The 11,519-nt window shown below is 70.8% G+C and carries 12 protein-coding genes; 2 read left to right on the top strand and 10 right to left on the bottom strand.

Annotated features, from left to right (window positions below):
• From AB7U92_RS12135 to AB7U92_RS12100, 8 genes are all read right to left on the bottom strand, one after another.
• A partial coding sequence (locus AB7U92_RS12135; RefSeq protein ID WP_428576830.1) for an OmpP1/FadL family transporter occupies nt 1-736 on the bottom strand: 736 nt, incomplete at its 3' end.
• A gap of 58 nt (nt 737-794) precedes the next feature.
• Nucleotides 795-1,421, bottom strand: coding sequence for a Rieske 2Fe-2S domain-containing protein (locus AB7U92_RS12130; protein ID WP_428576827.1), 627 nt, complete (start codon nt 1,419-1,421; stop codon nt 795-797).
• The gene (locus tag AB7U92_RS12125; RefSeq protein ID WP_428576824.1) at nt 1,418-2,266 is read right to left on the bottom strand and encodes a universal stress protein; all 849 of its coding nucleotides are present in this window, start codon (nt 2,264-2,266) and stop codon (nt 1,418-1,420) included. The genes AB7U92_RS12130 and AB7U92_RS12125 overlap by 4 nt, the downstream gene beginning before the upstream one ends.
• A 14-nt stretch (nt 2,267-2,280) precedes the next feature.
• Nucleotides 2,281-2,727, bottom strand: coding sequence for a hypothetical protein (locus AB7U92_RS12120; RefSeq protein ID WP_428576821.1), 447 nt, complete (start codon nt 2,725-2,727; stop codon nt 2,281-2,283).
• Entirely contained in the window at nt 2,724-3,662 is a 939-nt protein-coding gene (locus AB7U92_RS12115) for a sulfite exporter TauE/SafE family protein (RefSeq protein ID WP_428576818.1), read from the bottom strand. The genes AB7U92_RS12120 and AB7U92_RS12115 overlap by 4 nt, the downstream gene beginning before the upstream one ends.
• Entirely contained in the window at nt 3,662-4,588 is a 927-nt protein-coding gene (locus AB7U92_RS12110) for a dimethyl sulfoxide reductase anchor subunit family protein (RefSeq protein ID WP_428576815.1), read from the bottom strand. The genes AB7U92_RS12115 and AB7U92_RS12110 overlap by 1 nt, the downstream gene beginning before the upstream one ends.
• Nucleotides 4,585-5,313 (bottom strand): 4Fe-4S dicluster domain-containing protein, encoded by a 729-nt coding sequence (locus AB7U92_RS12105; protein ID WP_428576812.1) that lies wholly within the window; start codon nt 5,311-5,313, stop codon nt 4,585-4,587. Before AB7U92_RS12105 ends, AB7U92_RS12110 begins: the two co-directional genes overlap by 4 nt.
• Nucleotides 5,310-8,219, bottom strand: a complete 2,910-nt coding sequence (locus AB7U92_RS12100; protein WP_428576810.1) for a molybdopterin oxidoreductase family protein — start codon at nt 8,217-8,219, stop codon at nt 5,310-5,312. Before AB7U92_RS12100 ends, AB7U92_RS12105 begins: the two co-directional genes overlap by 4 nt.
• A gap of 249 nt (nt 8,220-8,468) precedes the next feature.
• Between AB7U92_RS12100 and AB7U92_RS12095 the strand changes: the two genes are divergently transcribed.
• Both AB7U92_RS12095 and AB7U92_RS12090 read left to right on the top strand, forming a co-directional pair.
• Nucleotides 8,469-9,662, top strand: coding sequence for a GAF domain-containing sensor histidine kinase (locus AB7U92_RS12095; RefSeq protein ID WP_428576807.1), 1,194 nt, complete (start codon nt 8,469-8,471; stop codon nt 9,660-9,662).
• A complete protein-coding gene (locus AB7U92_RS12090; RefSeq protein ID WP_428576804.1) occupies nt 9,659-10,363 on the top strand; it encodes a response regulator in 705 nt (234 codons plus the stop codon). Before AB7U92_RS12095 ends, AB7U92_RS12090 begins: the two co-directional genes overlap by 4 nt.
• Here AB7U92_RS12090 and cobA read toward each other — a convergent pair.
• Both cobA and AB7U92_RS12080 read right to left on the bottom strand, forming a co-directional pair.
• Nucleotides 10,344-11,183, bottom strand: a complete 840-nt coding sequence (cobA, locus tag AB7U92_RS12085; RefSeq protein ID WP_428576801.1) for a uroporphyrinogen-III C-methyltransferase — start codon at nt 11,181-11,183, stop codon at nt 10,344-10,346. The two genes, AB7U92_RS12090 and cobA, sit on opposite strands and share 20 nt — an antisense overlap.
• Nucleotides 11,184-11,205: 22 nt before the next feature.
• Nucleotides 11,206-11,519: hypothetical protein (locus AB7U92_RS12080; protein ID WP_428576798.1), on the bottom strand; the 314-nt coding region annotated here is incomplete at its 5' end.

Raw genomic sequence — 11,519 nt, 5'->3', positions numbered from 1 at the left:
AGTACGACGCGCCGATGCTCAGGCTCTCGTTCAGCTGCCCCATGTAGCCCACCCGCAGTCCGAACCCGCTTGCGCTGTCGGTGCCGACGTTGGTGACGCTTCCGGGCGATCCGGTGAAATCGGGGATCGGTGCGCCCGGGTTGTCGAAGGCCTGGAGGCCCTGCGCCTTGAAGCGCTGGTAGCCCAGCAGCAGCGAGAGTCCCACGGAATGCTGGCTGTTCAGCTTGTAGGCCACCGTCGGCGCCACCACCAGCTGGATCAGGTCGACGCCCAGCGTGCCGCTGCCGCACAGCGCATTGGCCGGACCGGCACCGCAGTTGAAGTTGCCTTGCGGGTAGGTGGTGTTCATGCCACCGTTGCCGTAGACGGTGACCCCTACCGACAGGTCACTATTGAGCATGCGGTTGTAGCCCATCTCTGGCACGAGGAAGTAGCGCTTGTCGCTCGTCACCTTGCCGTTCAGGCTGGGGATCTCCGTGGCGCCCGAGCGCTCGGCGTCGCGGTCGGGCATGAACACCTCGGCGCCGACATCGAAGCGCGAGCCGGTCCAGACCATCGACGCGGGGTTGTTGGCGCCGCCGTAGGCATCCTGGGCGAGGGCGGTAGAGACGCCGCCCATGCCCTTGGCCTTCATGCCGTAGCCGTGCGGGAAGTAGCCGTTGGTGGCGAAGGCCGGGCCGGCAACGAGCGCCGCGGCGAGGGCGATCGTCTTGAGGGGGAAGCGAAGGCGGGTCATGGCTTGTCTCCTGTCCTAGTAATAGGTCTGTGTGTCGATCGAAGGAACTCGTTGGCCCCTACCAGCGTGCGAGGACGCGACCGTCCTCGACCCGGCTCTCCCAACGTGTGAGCGGGGTGTTGCCCTTGGCGATGCACGCACCGCTGCGGATGTCGAAGGCCCACTCGTGCTTCGGGCAGGTCAGCGTGTGGCCATGCAGCGCGAGGTGGGGGATGTCGGTGGTCTGGTGCGGGCAGCGGCTGTCGTAGACGCGCCACTCGTCGCCCTCGCGGTGCACGAACAGGGCGCGGCCGTCGCACTCGATGCGCCTGGTCTGCCCGCTGGCCAGTTCGTCGGTGCCGATCACGTCGTGCCAGCGGGTCTCGCCGTGCAGCGCCTCCGGGCTGAAGCCCGGCAGGTTCATCTCGAGGATGATGTCGGTGGCCCAGACGATCTTCGCCAGGCCCAGCGCCGGGAAGGCCATCAGCAGGGCGTCGAGCACCTCCATCGGCGTACAGCCCTCGCGCAAGGCGCGGTTGAGGTACTGCTTGAAGCCCCGCTCGGTCTGCGCGTGCACCTTGGTGATCACCGAGATCAGGTTGCGCGTCTTCGGGTCGAGGTGCTTGCCGCACTCCTTGAGGAACTTGAAGTAGTGGCCCACCGCGTCGGGGCGGGCCTTGACGAGGTAGTTGAGCGCGTCGCTCATGCGGGTCTCCGGGGCGTGGAAGAAGGCGAGGCGCACACCAGCACCGGCCGCTCGGCCAGGCCGATGACCTTCTGCGCGACGTCGCCCAGCCAGGCGCGCGGCAGGGCCTCGGCGCGGTGGCGGCCGATCACGAGCAGGTCGGCGCCGGTGTCGCGCAGTGCATCGACGATGCGCTCGTGGGGGCGGCCGGACAGCAGCCGGCTGTCGACCTCGATGCCGAAGCCGCGCGCAGTGGCCAGCGCGGCGCGCAACGTGCGCTCGGCGGCCTCGTGGCGGCCGGCGGCATCGGCCACGCTGGCCAGCGTCAGCGGCAGGCCGCACTCGGCGGCGATGGCCGCGGCGGTGGCCACCGGCGTCATGTCGGCCGTCTCGGGCTCGATGGCCGCCAGCACCCGGCGTGACCACATCCCCGCGCCGCGCGGCACCACCATCACGCTGCAGCGCACGTGGGTCACCACGTTGCGCACCATCTCGCCGACCAGCAGGTTGGCCAGCAGGCCACGCTTGCCGCGGCGCCGGATCACGAGCAGGTCGGTGCCCCGTTCGGCGGCCTCGTCGACGATCTCTCGCCAGGGCTCGGGCCCGCGGCGCGCCTGCAGCTCGAGGGCCAGGCCGGCGCGTTTCGCGTCGGCCAGCAGAGCGCCGATGCGCTCGCCGGCCTGCGCCTCGGCATGGGCTGCCAGCTGCGGCGCGATCGCCTCGTACTCGGGGTTGCTGGCGATCGGCAGCACGGCGCGCAGCGGCAGGCCGCAGCGATGCGCGAGCGCGAACGCGAGCGTCTCGGCACCCTCGTCCTGCTCGGAGTGCTCGGTGGCGAGCAGCAGGTTCGAGAAGGGCTGGGTCACCGCCGTGCTCCGCGTCAATGGCCGGCCGTGAGCAGGCCGGAGGCAGCCAGCAGCAGCACTGCGACCTCGGCCACGCACAGGCCGGCGTAGAGCCGGTCGCCCTGGCGCAGGTACAGCGGCACCGAGGCCAGCAGCGCCAGCACCGAGGCGCCGGCCAGCAGGCCGATGCCGATCAGGTTGGCGATGTCGCCGCGGTGGGCATGACGCAGCCAGCCCCATCCGTCCGGCAGGCCGGTGGCCGCGAGGAACTGCGACACCGGCAGGTTCCACACCTCGGGCAGGCGCGAGTGCGGCACGTGCGGGTCGACCAGGCCGACGCCGTAGGCGAGGAACACCACGATCAGCAGCGCCAGGCCGACCCGCGTGCCCCACTCGAGCCAGCGGGCGTAGCGCAGCTGTTCGGGTGGCTGCGTGATGCTGCTCGGCTCCACGGCCAGCGCGCCCGGCTCGACGGGCTTCATGGCCACACCCCCGTGCCCTTGAGCAGCGCGCGCAGGCCGGCGAACAGCAGCACGCCGATCACCATGCGACGGATCACCGAGCCCTTGAGCACGTCGAGCAGTCGCGCGCCGATCTTGGCGCCGAGCATCATGCCGATCACCGACGGCACGGCGATCATCGGCAGCACCGCGCCCTTGTTGACGTAGACCCAGGCGGCCGACGAATCCACCAGCGACAGCACCAGCCCCGAGGTGCCGGCGGAGACCTTCAGCGGCGCGCCCATCAGCAGGTTCAGCGCCGGCACGTTGGCCCAGCCCGCACCGATGCCGAACATGCCGGCCAGCACGCCGATGCCGAGGAAGACCACCAGCCCGATGCCGCTGCGATGCACCTGCCAGTCGACGCGGCGGCGCGTCGCGCCGTCGACGAACACGCCGTGCAGCGCCAGCGCCGTGGACAGGCGGTCCGGCGCGGCGACGACCGGGAACTCCGACTTCTTCGACACCGCCATCAGCGCGACGATGCCCAGCACGATCAGGCCCAGCGCCGTCTGCACCACCGACACCGGCAGCGCCAGCCCGAGCAGCGCGCCGCCGATCGAGCTCGCCGAGGCCAGCAGCGCCAGCGGCAGCGCCAGGCGCAGGCTGGCCAGGCCGCCGCGCAGCAGCATCGGCGCCGCGGCCAGCGCACTGGCCAGCGCCACCAGCAGGCCGGCGCCGCGCACGAAGTCGAGGTGGAAGGGAAAGAAGCCGCCGACGATGGGCACGAACAGCGTGCCGCCACCGATGCCGGCGGGCACCGCCACGATGCCCATCACGAAGCAGGCGACGAACAACAGCGCCGGCCACATCCACCACGGGGCGCCGGCCGGCGCGGCCGCAGCGGCGGCCTGCGCGGGCGCGGCGAGCAGGGCGAACAGACAGGCAGCCGCAGCCGCGGCCCGGCGGCGCGGCATCACGAGATGGCCTGGTAGTAGAGGTTCTGCGGGTGGTTGGCCTGCGCGAGGAAGAACCAGCGCTCGGCCAGCAGGCCCGCGAACTGAAGCAGCACGGCCACCAGCAGCGGCCCGCTGGCCGCCGGCGCCACCGCCAGCAGCAGCGCCGGCAGCACGAAGCCGGCGGCGAGGAAGAACCACTTCACGCCGCGCAGCGCGGCCGCCCCGCGGCCATGGAAGAACTCGCGCGTGTTGAAGGAGCCGCCCATGAAGCCCTGCGCACGCTGCCGGATCACCGGGTGCTTGATGCCGATGGCGCTTTGCAGCGTCGAGCGCGGCCGCAGTCCGGCATTGCGCACCAGCGACGCGGCCCGGCCGGCCAGTGCCGCCAGCGTCAGCAGCAGCGCGGCAGTGGCCAGGGCCGGTGCGATGTCGGGTGCGCGCAGGCTGGCCAGCAGCGCGGCCAGCGTGCTGCCCGAGGCGCAGCCGATCAGCCCGTAGTTCACCAGCGTCAGCGGGCTGGCCCATTCCTGCAGGAAGCGGATCGAGGCGTAGACCATGCCGGTGCAGACGAACAGCGCCACGCAGGCCAGCGCCGCGACGGTGCCGATCACGCGCGTGCCCGGCAGCGCCAGCCAGTGCGCGCCGCCCCAGGCGGCCAGCGCCGCCATGAAGACGGGCAGGGCGATCACTTCGCGCGAGAGCCAGGAGGTTCGCCACATCGCCGCGGCGCGCCAGGCGCGCTCCGGGTGGCCGAGGTGGAAGAACGAGGCCACCAGCCCGAGCCCGCTGAACACCAGCGCCAGGCCGGCACCGAGCGCGAGCGTTGTGCGTTCGTCGGGCGTGATGCCGAAGCCGGCCAGCTCGCAGGCGAACAGCGCGAGGAACAGCCCCTGGCCCGCGCCGATCAGCACGGTGAGGAAGATGACGGAGTAGGCGGGATTCATGTCGCGTAGTCCTCGCGCCCGGGCTCCAGGTGCGGTGTCTCCGGCTGCTTGCCGTCGACCTTGAGCGGGTTGTCGCGGCGCTGCAGGTCCTCGGCGTGCAGCGGGATCTGCGTGCGCCGGCGCGGCAGGTAGTGGTTGGCCGGGCGTGTGCCCCACTCGGGCATGAGCGGGTAGCCGGCGCGCTCGGTGATCGCCACCGACACGGTCGAGGCCGGGTCGTGGATGTCGCCGAACAGCCGCGCACCGGCCGGGCAGGCGAGCACGCAGGCCGGCTTGCGTTGGGCCTCGGGCAGCGCCTTGTCGGTGATGCGGTCCACGCACAGCGTGCACTTGGTCATCACCTTGCGGTCCTCGTCGAACTCGCGCGCGCCGTAGGGACAGGCCCAGCTGCAGTATTTGCAGCCGATGCACTTGTCGTAGTCGACCAGCACGATGCCGTCCTCGGCGCGCTTGTAGCTCGCGCCGGTGGGGCACACCGGCACGCAGGGCGGGTCCTCGCAGTGCAGGCAGCTCTTCGGGAAGTGCACCGTCTGCGTATTCGGGAACTGCCCGACCTCGAAGGTCTGCACGCGGTTGAAGAAGGTGCCGGACGGATCCTCGCCGTACGGCAATTCATCGGTCAGCGGTCCGGCCGAGCCCGAGGTGTTCCACTGCTTGCAGCTCGTCACGCAGGCGTGGCAGCCCACGCAGACATTCAGGTCGATGACCAGGGCCAGCTGGGTCATGGCGACACCTTCTTGAGGCCCGCCATCCAGCCGCGCCGCTTGGGCTGTTCCGGCATGCCCGGCACCGGCTTGAGCGCGCCGAACTGCGGCCAGCTCTCGGCCGGCTCGTCGGCCGCTGCCGGGTAGATGCGCACGCGCACGTCGTACCAGGCGGCCTGGCCGGTGATGGGGTCGGAATTCGACAGCGGCGCCAGCCCCGCGCCGACCGGCAGCTCCTCGCTGATCAGGTGATTGAGCAGGAAGCCGCGGCGCGATTCGTTGGCGCCGGCGTCGAGGTGCCAGGCGCCGCTCTGCTTGCCGATGGCGTTCCAGGTCCACACCGTGCCGGGCTCCACGGCCTCGCTGTGGCGGCACAGGCAGCGCAACTTGCCCCAGGGCGACTCGACCCACATCCAGGCGCCGTCGGCGATGCCGGCGGCCAGCGCGGTGCGCGAGTTGACGTGCAGGAAGTTGTAGGTGTGGATCTGGCGCAGCCAGGCGTTCTGCGAATCCCACGAGTGGTACATCGCCATCGGCCGCTGCGTCACCGCGTTCAGCGGGTACTTCTGCGTGTCGGTGGCCTGCTGCTCCAGCGGTGCGAAGAAGAAGGGCAGCGGGTCGAAGTAGGTCGCCACGCGCTGCTTCAGCCGCTCAGGGGGCTGCTTGCCGGGATGCCTGCCCTGCGCCGCGAGGCGGAAGCGCTGCAGGAACTCCGAGTAGAGGTGGATGACGATCGGGTCGCGGTCGCGCCGCAGGCCCACCTGCTGCGCCCAGTCCATGTAGCCCTGGTTCCAGTTGCGCATGTACTGGATCGAGGGCGGCAGGTGGTGCTGGAACACGCAGTTGTTCTTCTCGTACATCTCCCACTGCCGCGGGTTGGGCTCGCCGCGCATCGCCTTCTCGCCGCCCTTGCCGCGCCAGCCGGCCAGGAAGCCGATGCCCGAGCCCGGCGCGGTCTCGTAGTTGACGATGAAGTCGGGGTAGTCGCGGTACTTGCGCGAGCCGTCGGCGTTGACGAAGGCGGGAAATTTCAGCCGCGAGGCCAGTTCGACCAGCACCTCCTGGAAGGGCTTGCACTGGCCGGTGGGCGGCAGCACCGGGATGCGCACCGAGTCGACCGGGCCGTCGAACTCGCTGATCGGCCGGTCGAGCATCGACATGCAGTCGTGCCGCTCGAGGTAGGTGGTGTCGGGCAGCAGCAGGTCGGCGAAGGCCGTCATCTCCGAGTGGAAGGCATCGCAGACGACGAGGAACGGGATCTTGTACTCGCCCTTCTCGTCCTTGTCATTGAGCATGCGCCGGACCTCGGACGTGTTCATCGTCGAGTTCCAGGCCATGTTGGCCATGAAGATCAGCAGCGTGTCGATGCGGTACGGGTCGCCGCGCCAGGCATTGGTGATGACGTTGTGCATCAGCCCGTGCGCCGACAGCGGGTGTTCCCAGCTGAAGCCCTTGTCGATGCGCACCGGTTCGCCCTGCGCATCCACGAACAGGTCGTCCGGACTCTCCGGCCAGCCCAGTGGCGCGCCGTTCAGCGGCGTGTCGGGCTTGACGGCCTCGGGCCCTTTCGGTGGCCGCGCGTTGGGCGGCACCGCGCGCGGGTAGGGCGCCTTGTGGCGGAAGCCGCCGGGCCGGTCGATGGTGCCCAGCAGGCTCATCAGGATGGCCAGCGAGCGGATGGTGTGGAAGCCGTTGCTGTGCGCCGCCAGCCCGCGCATCGCGTGGAAGGCCACCGGGTTGCCGGTCACGGTGTCGTGCTTCTTGCCCCAGCAGTCGGTCCAGGCGATCGGCAGCTCGATCTTCTGGTCGCGCGCGGTGATGCCCATCTCGTGGGCGAGGCGGCGGATGGTCGCAGCCGGGATGCCGGTGATGCCGGCGGCCCACTCGGGCGTGTACTCGCGCACGCGCTCCTCGAGCAGCTGGAACGCCGGCACGGCGGGCGTGCCGTCGGGCATCTTGTAGCGACCGAGCAGCGCCGGGTCGGTGCCTTCGGTGTGGTCGGCCACCGGCTGGTGGCTCAGCCGGTCCCACCAGAAGAAGTTGTGCGGCCGCAGGGGGTTGACGATGTCGCCCTCGGCGTTGCGCAGCATCAGCCCGAAGTCGTCGCTGGCGCTGTCCTGGTTCACCAGCTGACCGGCGTTGGTGTAGCGGGCGAGGAAGTCGCGGTCGTACAGGCCGAGCGCGATGATCTCGTGGATGAGCGCGAGCAGCAGCGCGCCGTCGGTGCCCGGCTTGATCGGCACCCACTCGTCGGCGATCGCGGCATAGCCGGTGCGGATCGGGTTGATGGCGATGAACTTGCCGCCCTGGCGCTTGAACTTCGCCAGTGCCGCCTTCATCGGGTTGCTGTGGTGGTCCTCGGCGGTGCCGATCATCACGAACAGCTTGGCGCGGTCGAGATCCGGCCCGCCGAACTCCCAGAACGAGCCGCCGATCGTGTAGATCATCCCCGCGGCCATGTTCACCGAGCAGAAGCCGCCGTGCGCCGCGTAGTTGGGCGTGCCGAACTGGCGCGCGAACAGGCCGGTCAGCGCCTGCATCTGGTCGCGCCCGGTGAACAGCGCGAACTGCTTCGGGTCGGTGGCGCGCAGGTGACGCAGCCGTTCCTCCAGCGTGCTGAAGGCTTCTTCCCAGCTGATCTCCTCGAACTCGCCTGCGCCGCGCTCGGTGCCCGGCTTGCGCTTGAGCGGCAGGGTCAGCCGCGCCGGGGAGTACTGCTTCATGATCCCCGACGAGCCCTTGGCGCAGATCACGCCCTTGTTCAGCGGGTGGTCGGGGTTGCCCTCGATGTAGCGCACCTCGCCGTTGCGCAGGTGCACGCGGATGCCGCAGCGGCACGCACACATGTAGCAGGTGGTGGTGCGCACCTCGGTGCGGGCACCGGGGATGGGAGCGGCGGTCGGGTCGTGGAGCGGTGTGGCCGGCATCGTGGTCTCGTCGCCCGGCACACCCTGCGTGGGCCGGTCTGCACTGCCACTTCATTAGGCGCAAGCGGGCCTTGCAGCGTCTATAGCCGGGACGGGTAATGAGCACCTACCCATCTGGGGGATAGGGTCTTGGCGCACGGGCGACACGACGCGGAACTGATCTTTCGCAACGAATTCCGGCATACGGTAACGGGTATCAGGGTCTGCCCGATGGTGAATACCCTTGCGGAAGGGTTCAATCGCCAGCGCATGCTGACGCCCGCCATGAAGCCGACACTTCTTCCGGCACGCCCCGACCCGGCGACGGCCGGCGGCACCGACCTGCTCGTGCAGATCGCCACCGGGCTGGCCGAGGGCCGCGACCTGCGCGGCCTGCTCGACCGGCTGCTCGAGCCGATGGTGGCGCTCGCCGGTGCTCAAGCCGGCGCGGTGCGGCTGATCAGCGACTCGGGCGAGCGGCTGCAGCTGGTCAGCGACGTCGGGTTGCCCGGCGCGGTGCACCGCTGCGAAGCGACGGTGGACCGCCACTGCGGCGTCTGCGGCGAGGCCGCCGAGCAGCGGCGCATCGTCTGGACGTCCGACCTGCACGCCTGCGCCGAGCGCGGTGGCGATGCCTTCTTCGGCCAGTCCTGCCGCCGGGTGCTGGCCGTGCCGCTGCAGCACCGCGGCCGCGTGCTCGGCATCTACAACCTCTTCTTCGCCGACGAGTCCGAGCCGGCGCCGCAGGTGATGGCGCTGCTGCGCTCGATGGGCGAACTGCTCGGCCTGGCGCTGGACAACGCACGCCTGGAGGCGGAGAGCCTGCGCGCCACGGTGATGCAGGAGCGGCAGGCGATGGCCGCCGAGATCCACGACTCGATCGCGCAGACCCTGACTTTTGTCAAGATGCGCCTGCCGCTGCTGCAGGACGCGGTGGCCGAGTGCGACGAGGCCGGCGCGCTGAAGTACCTGGCCGATGTGCGCCAGGCGGTGGGCGAGGCGCACGGCAGCCTGCGCGAGATCGTCACCCAGTTCCGTACCGGCATCGACCCGCGCGGCCTGTCCCGTGCGCTGGAGCAGCTGGTTGCGCGCTTCCGCGAGCGCAACGACATCGAGCTGGTCTACCTCAATCGCGGCCTGCCGCTGAGCCTGTCCAGCGAGGTGCAGACCGAGGTCTTCCGCATCGTCCAGGAGGCGTTGGCGAACATCGAGCGCCATTCGCAGGCTCGCCATGCCTGGCTGACGATCGAGGGCGGGCCGGTGGGCTTCGAGCTGCGCGTGGATGACGACGGCGTCGGCCCGCGGCCCGCCGACGAGCAGTGCGACGAGGGCTCGCACTTCGGCATCGGCATCATGAGCGAGCGCGCCCAGCGCGTGCGCGGCGACTTCACCATCGGGCCGCGGCCCGGCGGCGGTACGCGCGTGCGGCTGGCCTGGCATGCCACCGGAGGGGGCGCGCCGTGAGCGAGCGTGCGCTGAAGGTCATCCTCGTCGACGACCATTCGCTGTGCCGCAACGGTCTGACCGACCTGCTGCAGCACCGCGGCGGCATGCAGGTGGCGGCCTCCACCGGCGACCCCACCCAGGTGGTCCCGCTGCTGCGCCAGCACGAGCCCGACCTGGTGGTGCTCGACCTGCGCATGCCCACCACCGACGGGCTGAGCCTGCTGCGCCACATCCGCAGCGAAGGCGTGCAGACGCCGGCGGTGATCCTGACCATGAGCGACTCGCAGGACGACCTGGCCGCCGCGCTGCGCGCCGGCGTGAAGGGCTACCTGCTCAAGGACATGGAGCCCGAGGAGGTCATCGCCTCGATCGGCCGCGCGGCCCGCGGCGAACTGGCGGTGGCGCCGGCGCTGACGCTCAAGCTGGCCAACATGCTGCAGGCCGGCGGCAGCGGCGAGCCGGAACGGCGCGACCTGCTGGCTTCGCTGACCGAACGCGAGCGCGAGATCCTCGAGCACCTGGCGCGCGGGGAAAGCAACAAGACCATCGCACGCGCGCTGGACATCAGCCACGACACGGTGAAGCTGCACGTGCGGCACATCCTCACCAAGCTCAACCTCAATTCGCGGGTCGAGGCGGCGGTGTTCGCCGTCGAGCAGCGCGTGGCCGCGCCCGGCGGCGCGAGCCTGGTCGAAGGCGCTAAGCGAACGCCTCGCTGAGCTCGGCGCTCGCCGGCACCGGCAGGGCCGCCGGCTGCACGCCGTACCAGTCGAGCATCTCGCGCAGCTTCACCACCTCGCCGACGATGGTCAGTGCCGGCGATTCGAGGCCGGCCTGCTCGACGCGCCCCGCCAGGTCGGCGAGCGTGCCGGTGACCACGCGCTGCGCCGCCGTCGTGCCCTGCTGGACCACTGCGGCCGGATGATCGGCCGGCAGGCCGTGCTCCACGAGCTTCGCGCAGATCTGCGCCAGCGCGGTCAGGCCCATGTAGATCACCACTGTCTGCCGCGGGCGGGCCAGGCCGGCCCAGTCGAGCTCGGCGCTGCCGTCCTTCAGGTGGCCGGTGACGAAGGTGCAGCTCTGCGCGAAGTCGCGGTGCGTCAGCGGGATGCCGGCGTAGGCCGAGACACCGCAGGCCGCGGTGATGCCCGGCACCACCTCGAACTCGATGCCGGCGGCCACCAGCTCCTGCATCTCCTCGCCCCCGCGGCCGAAGACGAAGGGGTCACCGCCCTTCAGGCGCACCACCTGCCGGCCCTGGCGCGCCAGCGAGACCAGCAGCGCGTTGATCTCGTGCTGCTTGAGCGTGTGGTGATTGCGCTGCTTGCCGGCATGGATGCGCTCGGCCTGCGGCCCGATCTGCGCCAGCACCTGTGGCGAGACGAGGTGGTCGATCACCACCACGTCGGCGTCGCGCAGCAGCCGGGCGGCCTTGACGGTGAGCAGATCCGGATCGCCGGGGCCGGCGCCCACGAGATGGACCTTGCCGGTGTGGCCGCCGACGAGCAGCGAGCGGGGGAAGTCGATGCGGGCATTCATGACGCGGGCTCCCGGATGTGGATCAGCAGGTACCGCAGCTGCCGCCGCCGCAGCTGCCGCAGCCGCCGCGTTTCGGTGCGGCCTGGGGCACGAAGACGAAGCTGAACTGGCCCGGCTCCATCTCCACGAAATCCAGCTCGGTGTTCTGCAGCAGCGGCTGCGAGGGCGGCGCGATCAGCACCGTCACGCCGTCGGACAGCAACGCCGGACGCTCGCCCTCGCCGGGCTCGTCGAAGCCCATGCCGTAGCTGATCGAGCCGTCGCTCTCGCGCCGGGCGGCGACGCGCAGCGCCAGCGCTTCCATGCCGCCTTCGACGGCGGCCTGCCGGATGCGCT

Source organism: Piscinibacter sp., assembly GCF_050175855.1.
Lineage (GTDB): Bacteria > Pseudomonadota > Gammaproteobacteria > Burkholderiales > Burkholderiaceae_C > Piscinibacter.
This window is presented reverse-complemented; position numbering and strand designations above follow the sequence as displayed.